The sequence below is a fragment of the Adhaeribacter aquaticus DSM 16391 genome, from assembly GCF_000473365.1.
Classification (GTDB): Bacteria; Bacteroidota; Bacteroidia; order Cytophagales; family Hymenobacteraceae; genus Adhaeribacter; species Adhaeribacter aquaticus.
The window spans coordinates 3,902,718-3,918,177 of sequence record NZ_KI421517.1 but is presented as its reverse complement, the minus strand read 5'-3'; the positions used below and the strand labels follow the sequence as shown (position 1 = coordinate 3,918,177).

The 15,460-nt window shown below is 42.7% G+C and carries 11 protein-coding genes; 5 read left to right on the top strand and 6 right to left on the bottom strand.

The window, feature by feature from the left end; translation table 11 throughout:
- Nucleotides 1-47 precede the first annotated feature (47 nt).
- Both ADHAQ_RS0119545 and ADHAQ_RS0119540 read right to left on the bottom strand, forming a co-directional pair.
- Entirely contained in the window at nt 48-1,109 is a 1,062-nt protein-coding gene (locus ADHAQ_RS0119545) for a flavin monoamine oxidase family protein (RefSeq protein ID WP_026464376.1), read from the bottom strand.
- A gap of 132 nt (nt 1,110-1,241) precedes the next feature.
- Complete coding sequence (locus tag ADHAQ_RS0119540) at nt 1,242-2,648, bottom strand: Nramp family divalent metal transporter (protein WP_169728018.1); 1,407 nt, start codon at nt 2,646-2,648, stop codon at nt 1,242-1,244.
- Between the two features lie 188 nt (nt 2,649-2,836).
- Here ADHAQ_RS0119540 and ADHAQ_RS0119535 point away from each other — a divergent pair, with 188 nt between their 5' ends.
- Nucleotides 2,837-3,346 carry a 2'-5' RNA ligase family protein gene (locus ADHAQ_RS0119535; RefSeq protein ID WP_026464374.1) on the top strand — a complete coding sequence of 170 codons (510 nt, stop codon included), beginning with the start codon at nt 2,837-2,839 and terminating at the stop codon, nt 3,344-3,346.
- Nucleotides 3,347-3,603: 257 nt separating this feature from the next.
- Nucleotides 3,604-4,512: a YihY/virulence factor BrkB family protein gene (locus ADHAQ_RS26375; RefSeq protein ID WP_034256934.1), complete on the top strand. Its 909-nt coding sequence runs from the start codon at nt 3,604-3,606 to the stop codon at nt 4,510-4,512.
- 41 nt (nt 4,513-4,553) lie between these two features.
- Here ADHAQ_RS26375 and yjjX read toward each other — a convergent pair whose 3' ends face one another.
- Nucleotides 4,554-5,114 carry an inosine/xanthosine triphosphatase gene (yjjX, locus tag ADHAQ_RS0119525; RefSeq protein WP_026464373.1) on the bottom strand — a complete coding sequence of 187 codons (561 nt, stop codon included), beginning with the start codon at nt 5,112-5,114 and terminating at the stop codon, nt 4,554-4,556.
- A gap of 370 nt (nt 5,115-5,484) precedes the next feature.
- Between yjjX and ADHAQ_RS26370 the strand changes: the two genes are divergently transcribed.
- The gene (locus tag ADHAQ_RS26370) at nt 5,485-6,687 is read left to right on the top strand and encodes a mannonate dehydratase (RefSeq protein ID WP_051360043.1); all 1,203 of its coding nucleotides are present in this window, start codon (nt 5,485-5,487) and stop codon (nt 6,685-6,687) included.
- A gap of 73 nt (nt 6,688-6,760) precedes the next feature.
- On the opposite strand, the gene ADHAQ_RS26365 is transcribed toward ADHAQ_RS26370, so the two are convergent.
- Entirely contained in the window at nt 6,761-7,327 is a 567-nt protein-coding gene (locus ADHAQ_RS26365; protein ID WP_034256933.1) for an HNH endonuclease, read from the bottom strand.
- Nucleotides 7,328-7,962: 635 nt separating this feature from the next.
- On the opposite strand from ADHAQ_RS26365, the gene ADHAQ_RS0119505 reads away from it, so the two are divergent.
- The gene (locus tag ADHAQ_RS0119505; protein WP_051360042.1) at nt 7,963-11,364 is read left to right on the top strand and encodes a DEAD/DEAH box helicase; all 3,402 of its coding nucleotides are present in this window, start codon (nt 7,963-7,965) and stop codon (nt 11,362-11,364) included.
- A 132-nt stretch (nt 11,365-11,496) separates the two neighbouring features.
- On the top strand, nt 11,497-12,291 hold the full coding sequence (locus ADHAQ_RS0119500) for a hypothetical protein (protein ID WP_026464371.1): 795 nt from the start codon (nt 11,497-11,499) through the stop codon (nt 12,289-12,291).
- 426 nt (nt 12,292-12,717) lie between these two features.
- Here the strand turns inward: ADHAQ_RS0119500 and gdhA are convergent, their stop codons facing one another.
- Both gdhA and ADHAQ_RS0119490 read right to left on the bottom strand, forming a co-directional pair.
- The gene (gene gdhA / locus ADHAQ_RS0119495; protein WP_026464370.1) at nt 12,718-14,058 is read right to left on the bottom strand and encodes an NADP-specific glutamate dehydrogenase; all 1,341 of its coding nucleotides are present in this window, start codon (nt 14,056-14,058) and stop codon (nt 12,718-12,720) included.
- Between the two features lie 476 nt (nt 14,059-14,534).
- Nucleotides 14,535-15,434 (bottom strand): hypothetical protein, encoded by a 900-nt coding sequence (locus ADHAQ_RS0119490; RefSeq protein WP_026464369.1) that lies wholly within the window; start codon nt 15,432-15,434, stop codon nt 14,535-14,537.
- Between the last annotated feature and the right edge of the window lie 26 nt (nt 15,435-15,460).

Below are 15,460 nucleotides of genomic sequence, written 5' to 3'. Positions count from 1 at the left end.
TAGCAACCATAAATAATGGCTACGAAAAAAATAAAAAAGGCTCCCTCTTATTCTTTAGTTAAAATGTTTTGCGCAACAGCTAATCCACTATAAACCGCCCCATCCATGTAGCCACCAAAATAAGGAGAGGTTTCTGTACCCGCCAACCATAACTTATTTCCCATTAAGGCCTTACTATAAAGGGGATGACCGTTGTTTTGATGCGGCATTACAAATTTGGGATAATCCTGGTAAGTGTATACCTCCTTTTGCCAAAGCTTTTCGGTATACGAAAGGTAGGTGGTAGCCTTTTTTCCAAATAACCGGGTTAATTGCTCCAGTAAACTTTCTAATCTTTCATCTTTCGATAAAGCTGTAGCTGCGGAGGTAAGAAACCCTTTTATAGCAAAATGGGTTTCTTCCGGATTACAATGGTCATACATTTCCGGGGCTATGCCCACCTGACTAAACAAGGTGCCGGAAAAACCTTCTTCGCGCCAAAAAGGCGTTTCATATTCCAAAGCAAATTTAATGGACTCGCCCATCCAGGTATGGGTATTTTGCAAGACAGCAATCAACTCATCCGGAAGTGGCGGGTTAAACTTTAAACCGGAGCTAAGCAAGAATGGAGGGATAGTGCTAACCAGGTGCCGACAGAAAAAGCTTTCCCCCTGTGTACTGGTTACCTCTATATAATCCTGGTGATCCGTTACCAGGCTGATGGGAGTGTTCAACCGAAAGTTATTGGACCCAACCTGGTTTGCCAGTGCCTGAATAATGGCCGAAGTTCCTCCTGTCAGCCGGTAGGAAGGCTCTTCGGTATCCGGTATTTTAAATAATTGGGGCTCCTGTAAAATATCTGTTTCAAAAACACTAATACCAGTTTGATACTGCTTATAAAAAGGCAGCGCCAGTTCCTGAAGGATTTGCATTAAATAAATATGCTTATCTGCAAACCAGGTGGCTCCGATTTCCACCGGGGTTTGTCTTCCCGGAGCAGCAACTGTATGAATACGGCCGCCCAATCGTTCTCTTGCTTCTATAACCAAAGGCTTTATACCTGCCTTTTGCAACTGGAATGCCGCCGTTAAGCCACTTAAACCCGCCCCTATTATTATAACTTCCCGCATTTGTTTTGAACATTCACTCCACCAGCAGAGCTTACACACCTGCAAATATAAAAGTCAATTTTACCAACTTGACTAATTTTTATAACCTCTATTGGAACGGAATATAATATTTTAGTCTTAAACCATTTAAAGCTATCCTTTTAAAACCTGTACCATACCATAAATAGCCATAACCCAAATGGTACCTGCACTTAACCAGAAAGCCAGGTCGTAAAAAGTACCTGGCTTTAAAGCTGCCGGCAACCGGCGGTAGCGAAAATGGAGCGCTACAAACACTACCAGCAGCAACAAAAAAGATGTCATAAAGCCACCAATCAGGATCATGCCTACCGGCAGTTTTATAAAAAGAAACAACACACACCAGGAGGCCGGGAAAGCCCAAGCCAACCAGGCCAGCATCCGCTTCCGGGCCGGAAAATCATAAAATTGGAGCCAACCTAATTGGGCAAATACATCCGTAAAAATCCGCGAAAAACTAGCGGTTGCTGTAAAAAGTGTAGAATATAAGGCCATGAAAGCTCCAATCATAAATACCACTTCGGCCCAGGAGCCCAGAGTTTGGGTATACATTTCCGATAGTGTTTTTATAACGGCATAACCTTCCGGTACTAGTTCCTGCCGATGCAATACCGCCGCTCCCAACATATAAAAGGCTGCCGTAACCAATGTATAAACCACCATAGCCAGAAAAGCGTCCAGGTACATAATCCGGATCCAGCCCCGTGCCCTTTTCTCCCACTCCGGCGAATCTTGTTTAGGTCCGGTAAAAGCTGCATACCCTTTTTCCAGGCACCAATAGTTATAATACATTATTTCATCACCGCCAACGCCGGTTATGCCAAAGGCGGCCACCGCCACCATTACCATTTCCGGAGGCAAAGCAAAAGTAAGCCCTTGCTGCACCTCAGGCCATGAAATTTGAAAAGGCGTAAATTGCAAAGCATAAACCGAGGCGAAAGTGAAAACGGTAAAGAACAGCATCATAAATAAAGAAAGCTTTTCAATGGGCCGGTAATAGCCTCTGTAAACCAGTAACGAGGTAACCAAAGTCATAAAAACTGCCCAAACCGAGATAGGGATTGCTGGAACCGCCATGTGCAACGTAATGGCCACGCCTCCAACAATGCCACCCATTTGCAGAAATTTAAAAACCTGAATAAAGAGCCATAACCAGATGCTCCAGTTCACTTTCCCCAACTTCTTGCCAGGTAATTTATTAAGAGCCGTCATAGTGGTTTCGCCGGTGTAAATAGCGTGTTTGCCCCACTCCAATTGCAAAGCTACCTTAACCAAACAACTCAACATAATTAGCCAGAAAGTAACAAACCCGGCTCTGGCGCCTAATGCAGTAGTAGCTATAAGCTCTCCGGAGCCCACTACCGCTGCCGACATAACAAAGCCTGGCCCCAAATACCGCAAAGCCTCCCGTAATTTTTTAGGTGGGTCCTGAATTTTATCCAGGTTGAGGATATAAGGATCCGTGGTTACAGACGCAGTTTCCAAAACAGGTACTTTTACTTTTACAGCTGGAGTTGGCATGGGTAGTATAATTAGCTTCTGCTTTTAATTTAAGGGTTTCTTTCAAAATTTCTTACTTCTTTCTATTTAAGAATCTAAAAATTTAAAAAATTGCAAAAAAAATCATCCCGCTGGTACCTGGTTATAAAATTCCTCCAACCCCAACTGCCCGCTTTTACCTTTATAAGTATCTCCCCGTAAAAAGAAATATGGCCGAAACAGCACCCTTAATTCTGACCCTCCAACTTAATCCGGCAGCTTTTGCTTTCTTCAACCAATTGCGGAAAAAGCATTTTCCTGAGAAAATCAATTACCTGGATGCTCATTTAACCTTGTTTCACCATTTACCTAATGTTCCGGCGGTGAAAGAGCTCCTGGAGGAAGTTGCTGCCAGGCAAAAGGTTATTTCTTTGGAAGTAACTTCCGTAATAAAACTTGGACGGGGGGTGGCCTATAAATTAGAAAGCCCTGTTCTAAAAAATCTACATGCTTATTTGCAAAAGCAATGGCAACCATATCTTACACCTCAGGATAAACAAGGACTTCGCCCCCATGTAACCGTGCAAAATAAAGTAGAACCAGAAATAGCTAATAAGTTGTACGAAGAACTTACAGCAGCATTCGAGCCAATACGGGCCGAAGGAGTTGGGTTTGGGTTGTGGGAATACCGGGGCGGGCCCTGGGGAAAAATTAAAATTTATGATTTTTCAGCTATTTAATTCCCAAAAGCAATAACAACACCCACTTATTGCCTATAAACCGTTTCTTACCTCAAAACCAGGTTAAATTTTGCCTTATAAATCCCTTTCTGCCCTATACCTAAAAATTACTTAAAACAGTTATTAAATAGCCGATCCAGCACTTCTTAAATTCTCTGCTATCCTGACTTCCTAACCCCCGCTTTTATATTACCGTACCTTTAAAATTTACCTGTTTTATAGTTTTGTAACTATATTAAACGCTCTTTAGCTGAAGCATGATTAATAAATTGTCATTTGCCAAACGCTTAATAAAACTTACTTTTAAAGAATTTGCAGAAGATAAGCCCTTAGATTTTGCGGCCATAATTGGCTTTTACACCATCTTTTCGCTACCCGGAGTATTAATAATCCTCATCCGGATTGCCGGAGCAGCCTTTGGGCGGGAAGCAGTAAGAGGCGAGCTGGTACACCAGATAAGCGGCATTATTGGCCGGGACGGAGCGGAACAAATCCAGAGCATCATTGAAAATGCCAGTTTGTCGCCGGCCAGTACGTGGGGTACCATTTTAGGTATAGGCACCATGGCTTTCACCGCTACTACTGTTTTTGTGGCTTTACAAGACGCCCTGAATGCTATGTGGAATGTAAAAGCAAAAGCAGAAAAAGGTTGGCTGAAACTTATTGTTAGCCGGCTGTTATCATTGGCCCTTGTGGTAAGCCTGGGTTTCCTGCTCCTCGTATCCTTATCTATCGAGGTAATGCTGGGCCTGCTGAATGATTTTATCCGACAGAAGTTTTCCGGTATAGCCGTTTACTTAATTACTATAGGCAACCAGATTTTCACGGTTGGCCTCAGTACCGTCATATTCGCGGCTATTTACAAAGTACTGCCAGATGTAAACATCCGGTGGCCAAACGTATGGGTGGGAGCCTTGGTTACGGCCATACTTTTTGTAGTAGGGCGCTTTTGCTTAAATTTTTATTTACAGTACGAGCCCTTAGGCGATACCTACGGAGCCGCTGGATCAGTAGTATTATTACTGGTTTGGGTTTATTATTCTTCCATCATTTTTCTGTTAGGCGCCGAATTTACACAGGTGTACTCCCGTGAAAAAGACCGTAAAATAGAACCAGCTGATCATGCTATTAAAGTAGAACAACACGAAATCGAGAAGGAAGAATAAAGGGTTAACTGAACTTAAAGCTTTTATTTTTTCAGATGAATTTAAGGGACTATTTCTGGTTGATTATACAACTCCGGGTTTTTAAAAGAAACTAATGCCAGTACCACGGCCTGTTCGTCCAGAAGCGTGCGATCTACAGCATTATCGGTAAGCAAGCCAATAGCACCACTTTTTTGCTTTGAATTTGATTTGCTGAATACGATATCATTGGCTTGCCCCAACTCCATCCCCTGGGCTACCAGGTCAGCTATGGCTTTAGGTAAAAAGAAGGTACCCGAACGTGCTTTTCCCAATTGTGTTCCGGAGCGCACCACTACCCAGGCCAAAGCAGCTAATTCATCTTGTTCAAATTGAACGCCTCCCTCAATCCCAATCCAAAAATCCGCCTCCGGATAGGCGGCAAAGGCATGATTTACCCGGTTAGTAGCCCCCATTAGCGTTTCCGCATCCGTCATCGGTTGGTCGGCCACATCGGAGGGTACCGAAACCGGCACCGCCCGGAAAGAGCAATCCGGGAAAATCTTGCTAAAGCCCGTCAGAGCAGCCTCTACTTTTACTGGGTTTTTAGAAGCAACTACAATTATTTTTTCGATATTACTCATGCTATTTTTATTTTCAATCAAGCCTTCCCCCTCTTTCATTCCTGAAATCTGCTTTTTGGGGAAAGCTTGGCTGGCAAAATTAAAAGAAGGCTTTAAAATGCTGCTGTTTCATTGGATCAAATTTTTTACCGACATTACTATCCTTAATCCGAAAAAGCAATATTTTTAATAAACCTGATTAAGAGGTTAAAGCTTGTTCTTTATAATTCCACTTGCTTTAGCTTTAAAAATTAGATCTTAAAATTGTTAAACATTGATTTATCCTTTAATATAACTATCTAATATTCTTTAGTTTTTATAGATAAGAATTAATTATTAGTTTAAGTAAAAACTCAACTTTATCCACCACCCTAACCACCACTTATTCTGTATGAAAAAAAACCGACGCGATTTTATAAAAAAGGGGACAGCTTTAGCCGCTTTGTCTGTAGTGGGCTTGCATGCCTGTACCGATGCAAGCCAGGCAGCCGAGGCAGCCGGCAAAAACGACGAGCCCACCGGAAATCAGGGTAACAATTCGGTAGCGGCCTGGCCTATTAGCGAAACGGCCAGCACCCCGAAAATCCTTATGTTTTGTGCCCTGGATGCCGACGAGAAAACCATTCGTCGCATTAAACAAATGGGGGTTACCAATATAAATGGTGCTTATCCGGCCAATGGACCTATCCCTTGGCAAGAGGCGCATTTGCGGAAACACCTGGATCGGTTAAAAAGTCAAGGATTGACCGTGCTCAACCTGATGCATCCGGTAAGTTCCAACATTGTATTGGGGCGTGAAGGCCGCGATAAAGATATTTTAAATTTTAAAGAATCCTTGCGGGTAGCCGGGATCTGCGGCTTGCCAAATGTAGAATACAACTTTTATGTAGACCGGCTGGACGAAGGGTACTATGAAATGGAAGGACGGGGTGGCTCCGGCGTTACCGGCTACGACTACAGTCGGGTGAAAGATTTGCCTGCCAAACCCGAAATAGGTACCCACAAAGCAAATGAAATTTGGGCCAACCTTACGTATTTTTTAAAAGCCGTTATTCCAGCTGCCGAAAAAGCCGGTGTGCGTATGGCTCTGCACCCTAACGACCCGGTAGCTCAGGTAGCCCATGGCTCCGACCAGATTATGGCTAACCTCGCGGGTTGGAAACGCCTGATTTCAATAGTGGATAGTCCCGCCAACGGCATTACCTACGACCCAGGAGTAACCCGTGAAATGGGTGAAGATCCGGTAGAAGTTTGCCGCTACTTCGCTTCCCGCGACCGCATTAACCACATGCACTACCGTAATGTAACCGTCGATAAAGATTACGACAAATATGTTGAATGCTTTATAGACGAAGGACAGGCTAATTTATTTGCCGTAATGCAGGAGGTACTGCGAAACGGCTATAACCGCGGCTTGCTGCCCGAGCACCCCCATATCCTAGATTACGACCTGGAACGGGGTGGCATAAAAGGCGGTGGCGTAGCTGGTGGCGGCGGCGGAGGTGGATATGCGGGCGATGTATTTAACGTCGCCTTTACCCGCGGTTTAATGATGGCGGCCATGTCTTTACCCAGTTATAGTAAAAAGGTCTAAACGCTTTTTACTTCTTAACTTCTTTCAAGTATCTATCATTAAAACTTAAAAAGAGCAGCAGATGAGGCTCTTTTTAAGTTTTAACTTTAATAGGTTTTTCAGCCTTTTTTTGCTTCCACCCAAAATCTTTGTTGGTTTTGCTTACATGGCAGGTGTGGCACAACAATTGAAAATTAGAAAGCCAGCAACCGCCTCCCCCGTGCTTAACCGGTACTATATGATCTACTTTTAAATCGCGACGGGCCCGGCAAATAGCACATACCCGCTGGTTATATTTAGCTACGTAATATTCAATATGCCCTACCTGCCCATCAATAATACCCCAAACCGCCAATGCAAATTTAGAACAATCGTCAGACACCCAACGCCTGCGCCGGCCACTAAGGGGTTCGCCGCAACCACAGGAGCAAAAGCCATCTTTGCGGTCCGGGAACATGTCTTTAAATGCCATGTGGGTTTGCAGCCGTTGGTAAAGGTTAATAGGCAACCGCCTGTAAATTTCGGTTGGGTCAAAAAATATAACCCGGTTCTGCCAGGGGTATTTGAGTTTGAGTTTTTTAAAGGGTAAAGCAAAAAAGACTAATCTTTCCTGCCTTTCTGGTATCTCCGGGGTTAATACCTGCTTCTGCTCTTCCTGCACGTTTTTGCTGCTTTTTAATGCAAACTTAAGGAATCAGGATGATAAATTTCATAAGTTACAGGAGTCCATTAGAAAGGCTACGGGCTATTTTTGAAAGAATACCTCTTTCAATGCATTGGTGCTAAGGGTTATTTCTGCCTAAGTAGGCTCACGGCCGCGAGGCCCCGTCTGAATAGGGTGGGCTGCCTTCGGAATGTTTTCCTTGCTCCGCTGCGGAATGTTGCTGCGCAACACCACAACCTCAAAAGGCCCACCCTGTTCAAACTAGTGAAACTCTTTTTTACTTTGCTCTCTGCACTACTTATTGGTCATCCTGAGCTTGTCGAAGGATCTAAATCATACCACTATTGGCGGTAATACTTAGATTCCTCGACATGCTCGGAATGACACTTTTAGTATTTACATTTTAAGTATTATGAGGGTTTAGCAAATAATACTCCTCCTAATCTACTCCTATAAAATGTTGAAAAACCTTATATTGTAATAAAACCAATACTTCATAAATACAATGCTAATTATCTGATTATAAAGTTTTATATTTTATTTTAAACCTTTTCATTCATCTCTACTTAAACCGGAAAGCAGATAAACCAGAAGATTCTGCTTAACTTTCTGAGCAGGAAGAAAAAGGTTAAATGCCGGAAAAAAATACTGAAATAGAGCAATCAAAAATAAGTAAGGTGCACCCCACAGATTATGTACTGGAGGGCATAGCCATACCGGATCTTACGTATACCCACCTAACTCAACATAGCGCTACCGGATCAGTTGGCATTATGGGGTCATCCTACGATTTGTACCCCACCTTTTTGGAAGTAAATGCCGGTGCGTTTGCCAGTGCGGTCGGGCCAGACCGTTTTCCGGGGGTAGCCATAATCCAGGGCAACCAAGCCATTCGGTTATCCTGTGCCTGTGGTGTGCCCAAAACTAATTTGTGTTCGCACATGGTGCAGGTGCTGCAGGCCATATTGCTGCGGGCTGAGTTTCGGGTATTTTTTGACGAGAAGCTGCGGCTCGAGAAAATAGAACCGGTAGCCAAAGATTACGGCCTTTCTAAAACCGACAACCTGGAGCGGTATTTTGAATTGGAGTATGAGAACAAACGCCTGACGGTAAAACCCAAGCAAAAAGAACTGCTCTTGTTTAATGAGAAAACGGCCCAGGATTTAAAAGAGCAACTCTTACCCAAAACCAAACTTCCTAATCCCAAAGCCAACCCCGAAGAGCCGGAGAAAACCCAGTTGGTGGTGGTATTGGGCGAGCATAAATATTACAAGCATTTGTACCTGGAGCTCTATCAGGCAAAGGTAACCCAGGCGGGTAAACTAAAGAATCCCTTAAAAAGCATATTCCCTACCGATTTAATCTGGTTAACCGATAAACCCGAAGAAATGAAGTTCTACGCAGCGGTAGCCAAATTCCAGAATAATTACAACCAGGAACCCGGTGAAGCCGATTACGAAGCTTTGAAAGCATTGGTAAAAAACCCGCTGCAGTTATCTTTTTACCAGCCCAGTATAAAAGCAAATAGTTCCGTTTCAGCTAGCACGTTAGAGCTGGTACAGGTGCAAGATATGCCGGTAAATATGGTGCTGGATGTAGTGGTAAAAGACCAGTTTTATGAAATTACCGGTAACATTATCCTGCAGGACCAGACTTACGATTTGCAGAAATTGCAGGTAAAACACGGGTATTTTATTCAGCACAAAACCAGCTTGTATTTTATGCACAACCCCGATGTGCTGCGGGTAATTCAATTCTTCCGGAAGTACGACCACAAAATACTGGTGCCCGAAAGTAAGTTTAACGATTTCCGGGAAAGCATTCTGGCTAACCTGGAAAGCAAGATCAGGATAAATTATACCTACATAAAACCGGCCACCCCTAAACAAATTGCCGAATTTAAACTGGATACAAGCCGCGAAGAGCTGATTTATTTATCGGAATCGGAAGATTTTATTTTGCTGACGCCGGTTATAAAATACGGGCCTTTGGAAATACCCGTAATGACGCGTAAACAAATTTACGGCACCGACTCCCGCGGCAAAGCCTTTACATTGGCCCGCGACGAAGAAGCCGAGGACAGCCTGATTGCCGCTATTCTGCGGGAACACCCGTTTTTTGCCGAACAACTGCAAGGCGAAAACTTTTACCTGCACCGCAGCCGCTTTTTAGAAGATGGCTGGTTTCTGGATGCTTTTGATGCCTGGCGCAACCGGGGTATTACCATTTTGGGCTTCAAAGAACTTAAAAACAATAACCTTAATCCGCACAAAGCTAAAATAAACATACAGGTTACGAGCGGCATTAACTGGTTTGACACGACGGTAAAAGTAAAATTCGGCAACAAAGAAGTACCCCTGAAATACCTGCACAAAACCATCCGGAACAAAAGCCGCTTTGTAGAACTCGGTGACGGCACCCAAGGCATTTTGCCCGAAGAATGGCTGCAAAAGTTTACCCGCTATTTTGGGGCCGGCGAAGTGGTAGGAGATAAAATCCGGACGGCCAAAGTAAATTATTCGGTTATAAATGAGCTGTACGAAGACGAGGTACTAAGCCAGGAAGTACAAACCGAGCTAAGCTTGTATCGCCAAAGACTGGCGAATTTTAAAGCTTTACCCGAAGCTGAAGTACCCATAGAATTACACGCGAACCTGCGTCCTTACCAGAAACAAGGCCTCAACTGGCTAACTTTCCTGGATGATTTTAACTTTGGCGGCTGCCTTGCCGATGATATGGGTTTAGGTAAAACTATTCAGGTATTGGCATTTTTATTAAGTCAGCGGCAAAAAGTACAGAAAAACACCAACCTGATAGTGGTGCCTACTTCCTTGCTGTTTAACTGGCAGGATGAAATTGCTAAGTTTGCGCCATCGTTGAAAGTTCTGACTATTTACGGCCAGAATCGGGTAAAGAATCTGCAGGATTTAGACCAGTACGAAATAGTGCTGACCTCTTACGGCACTTTGCTGATGGATGCGCCCCTGCTCCGAACATATATTTTTAACTACATTATCCTCGACGAATCGCAGAACATAAAAAACCCGGAAACAGAACGGTACCGGGCGGTGCGCTTGCTGCAATCCCGGAATAAACTGGTGCTAACGGGTACACCCATCGAGAACAATACCTATGATTTGTACGGCCAGCTTTCGTTTGCCTGCCCTGGTTTGCTGGGTAGTAAACGCTATTTCCGCAACCATTACTCCACGCCTATTGATAAGTTCAAAGACAGCCGCCGGTCCGCCGAACTGCAGCGCAAGGTTAGCCCGTTTATTTTGCGCCGCACCAAAGACCAGGTGGCCCAGGATTTACCTGACAAAACCGAAATGGTCATTTATTGCGAAATGGGCCCAGAACAGCGCCGCATTTACGACGACAATGAGCATGAAATCCGGGATTATGTTGCCTCGCAGTACGAAGGCGAACAGCTCCGCAACAGCATGCAGGTGCTCCGCGGCCTGACCCGTCTGCGCCAGATCTGTAACTCCCCTGCTTTAATATCCGGTGGCGATAGCCAAAACCATCCCTCGGCCAAAATAGATACTTTGCTGGAGCAAATAGAAAGCAAAGCGCCGCACCACAAAATACTGGTGTTTTCGCAGTTTGTTTCCATGCTGGAACTGATTAAAAAAGAACTACTGGCCCGCGGCATCCAATTTACCATGCTCACCGGGCAGACCAAAGACCGCGCCGCCGTGGTAAATACCTTCCAGGAAAACGCCGCCGTACGGGTATTTTTAATAAGCTTAAAAGCGGGTGGCACCGGCTTGAATTTAACCCGCGCCGATTACGTGTACCTGGTAGACCCATGGTGGAACCCCGCCGTCGAAAACCAGGCCATTGACCGGGTGTACCGCATTGGACAGGAGAAACACGTGGTGGCCGTCCGGCTTATCTGCCCGAATACCGTGGAGGAAAAAATCCAGAAACTGCAGGAAAGTAAGAAAGCGCTGGTAAAAGAGGTAGTTAAGACGGATAATGCTTTGCTTAAGTCTTTGAATAAGCGGGAGTTATTGGAATTATTGGGGTGAGATTTTAATTTATTATAATATTACAATCTGTAGATTGACTTGATGAAAAGTGCTAAGAGCAATAAGCCTTTTTACACATAGCAAAAATTGAATTTTAATATGGGAATACAATTTGTAAACATTATTTAAAATATGAATGAAGATAATTCTTATGTACTAAAAGAACTAATTGATGTAGGCTCAGATATAGCGGGAAGTACTAGTGGTGCAATGGTAGGATCCTTTATAGCAGGACCACCAGGTTTAGTTTTTGGATCTATGGCAGGACCTTTAATCAAAAAGGTTGTTTGTAATCTTGGTATTGAAATTTCGAAACGGCTAATTAGCCCTAGAGAAGAAAAAAGGATTGGTGCTGCTTATATTTTTGCCTTAGAGAAAATGGCTATTTATCAAGAAAGAGGCCTAACTATAAGAGATGATGACTTTTTTAATGAATTAGAATTTGATAGGTCAAATGCCGAAGAAGTTTTAGAAGGAATCCTTCTGACTTGCCAAAGAACCTTTGAAGAAAAAAAAATACAATATATTGGCTACTTATATGCCAATATCATTTACAATTCCAATATCAACAGGAATTATGCAAACTTTCTGATAAAACTCTCAAATGAATTAACCTTCAGACAATATTGCTTAATTTATTTATTAAAAGATTTTATGATTGATGCGGAAATAGATTACCCAGAAGATAAAAATCATCCTGATATCACTATAAAACGTGTTGATGTAATTTCTGAAGTTAGAGATTTAATTACACGTGGGCTTTACAGGGAATATGTATTTATGGCAGATGAAGAAGTTGATAACACTAAACCTATATTTAAAAAACATTTATCAATTACGAGGTTAGGAAATGATTACATTAATTACCTTCAACTCAATGAAATTCCTTTTGCTTATTTAATTGAAATTCAAAATCAGTTCCTTTAATCCAAATCAAAGTAAATCACCTTTTGTTACGGATTTATAACACTGTATTTGCCATACCCACATGCTGCAAGTTTGTAACTTGTGGCCATTATAGCTCCAGTTTGCACCTGGAACAAGTTTTAAACTTGTTTAATTTATACTACAAGTTAAGCTTCGCTAAACTTGCAGAAAATGGTTAAAAAATCCAAAGTAGTGCTACTAAAAATTACCAGTTGGGAAGCAGGCTTTCCTCTACTATTTAATTGTTTTTATTGAACCGTGAAAAATTTAAATGGCAAACAGGAAATTTCTTTTTGCATTTGGTCATAGGTAAAAAAGAGAGGCCTTAACTAATCCATAGGCCTGTACCTTTATATATTTATGGATTAATTAAGGCCAGTTAAAATTTAAAAGTTGTCTTCTGCAATACAGGCTTAAAAAAGTAAATTATACAATTCCCTGGGCCAGCATTGCATCGGCGACCTTAACAAAACCGCCGATATTCGCACCTTTTTCATAGTTAATATACCCATCTGCTTCGGTACCATATTCTACACAAATCCGGTGAATATCTTTCATGATTTCGCGCAGCTTGCTATTAACTTCTTCGCGGTTCCAGGAAATACGCAGCGAGTTCTGGGACATTTCCAAACCGGAAACGGCTACCCCACCGGCATTAGAGGCTTTACCAGGGGCATATAAAATTTTAGCTTCGGTAAAAACATGAATGGCTTCCGGCGTGCTGGGCATATTGGCACCTTCGGCTACACATATACAACCATTACCTACTAATGTGCGGGCATCTTCTTCGTCTAGTTCATTTTGGGTAGCATTGGGAAAGGCCACATCACATTTGATATTCCAGGGCTTTTGTCCCGCAAAAAATTCACAACCATATTTTTCGGCGTATTCCCGGATGCGTCCCCGCTGCTCGTTTTTCAAAGTCATTACATAAGCCAGTTTTTCTGCATCAATACCTGCCGGGTCATAAATAAATCCTTCCGAGTCAGACAGAGTTACTACTTTGGCCCCGGCTTGCAGGCATCTTTCTACGGTATACTGGGCCACATTACCGGAACCCGAAACCACGACGGTCTTTCCAGCTAATGTTTCGGCCCGGGTTTGCAACATGTCCTCAGCAAAATAAACCACCCCGTAACCTGTAGCCTCTGGCCTGATAAGGCTTCCACCCCAACTGGTTCCTTTACCCGTTAAAACTCCGGTAAATTCGCCTTTTATGCGTTTGTATTGCCCAAACAAGAAACCTACCTCGCGGGAGCCTACTCCAATATCACCCGCCGGAACATCTATATCGGCACCAACATGCCGGTAAAGCTCGGTCATAAAGCTCTGGCAAAATTTCATTATTTCCCCATCTGATTTTCCTTTCGGGTCAAAATCAGAACCACCTTTGCCCCCGCCCATTGGTAGTCCGGTAAGGCTGTTTTTAAGTACCTGCTCAAAAGCTAAAAATTTAAGGATGCTTAGGTTTACGGAAGGGTGAAACCGCAACCCACCTTTATAAGGCCCGATCGCACTGTTCATCTGCACCCGAAAACCGCGGTTAACTTCCACTTCGTTACGGTCGTTGAGCCAGGGCACCCGGAACATAAGCACGCGTTCGGGCTCCACCATGCGGTCCAGAATTTTAGCTTTTTTATATTTAGGATTTTCTTCTAAATAGGGAATAATTGTTTCTGCTACTTCCTGTACGGCTTGCAAAAACTCCGGCTCATGCGGATTTCTTAAGGTAACCTTTTCCAGAAATTCTTTTACCAGTGCATCCATACCATTAGGGGTTATATTATGTTTTAACAGGTGTTTATTAAAAAAGTTTAGGAATAAATATGCTTTTACTCCAGCTTATTACCTTCTGTTGCGGTTTTTTTTACATTATAACCATTAGCCTAATAAATAGTTATGCCCTATTTATTAGTATTTAATGAAAGCTCGGCAGTGATTGCCTCTAGAAGAAGCACTTTACCAGTTTAGAATTCTTAAAGTTTTACTTGCCGGAGTTGAAGCAAGACCGTAAGCAGGCTGTTGCCTATAAAACCAGGTAATCAGGGTAGCACTTTTTAAGGATTTTTCTGCCAATACCCTTTTAATATTTATAGAGCGGCAGCAACCTGAATTTTAATCTTACTATAATTAGCGTTAGGGCCCTCTACGCACATACCCGAAATCCTATCTCCTGCTTGGCTTAAATAGCGTTTGTATAACTAAAACAACACCATAAAATGTTATTCTATTTTTCAAAGTTGCTAAATATTATAATTAACCCCTACCCGTAAAGCTTTTAACCCCGTTACCCCTTGCAGCTCTTCTAAATCCAGATATTCCAGATCGTGATTTAACACATTTCGTTCCTGCAGGTATTGGATGTATTCGGTATATTCATCGGCTTCCCGGTTGTTGTAATACACAATGGCAATCTTATCGGGTTGGGTCAGTCGTTCCTGCGAGTTTATCAGGTGAACTTTATCTATCCTCTTTTTAATAATTTCATACTGCACATTATGGGCCCCTTCTACATCAAACCGACGCTCATCGGTCCGGAAACTAATGGTTATGGGATGCGCATGCACAAAAATTAGTTGAGTGGTTTCTAATGCCTTCGGAAGTTTTGTTTGCAGGGCTTTAGTAAGTTTTGCAATAGCCGCCATGCCATTTAATTGCCACAAACGTAAATTTTTTAAATACCAGGGATTAAATGGTCTTTCCGGAACAAGAGATAGCCCCAGATAAAAATCATATTCAATGCCGTCGCTCCGGAAGGTTTCATAATAACACGGGTAAGATGCCTGCAACTCATCCTGAAAATGCTCCAGGTATTCTAAAATAGTTTTGTTAATGGTTTGAATAGAGCTTTCCACTTGAGACCGGTTCTCAGACATAAGCCCGTTATTATGGAGGGTATTATCAAAATACGATTGGGTAAGGGCCGCCGTATTAGGATAATTCTGGTTAACCAACTTTAGATAAGGTATGGTTTCATTTTTCAGGAAATGGGATATTTTCAATTCTTCTTCAGAACTGATACCAAATTCTAGCTTATCAGCCCATTTGTGCACTTTATAAATAAATTCATCTGTAATATTAAATGGTACCTGATTTTTTATATTCTCCAGGGTTTTATTCAGAATCGTAATTTGATATTGCAAATCGGCCTGTAAGGCCTAGTTCCTTT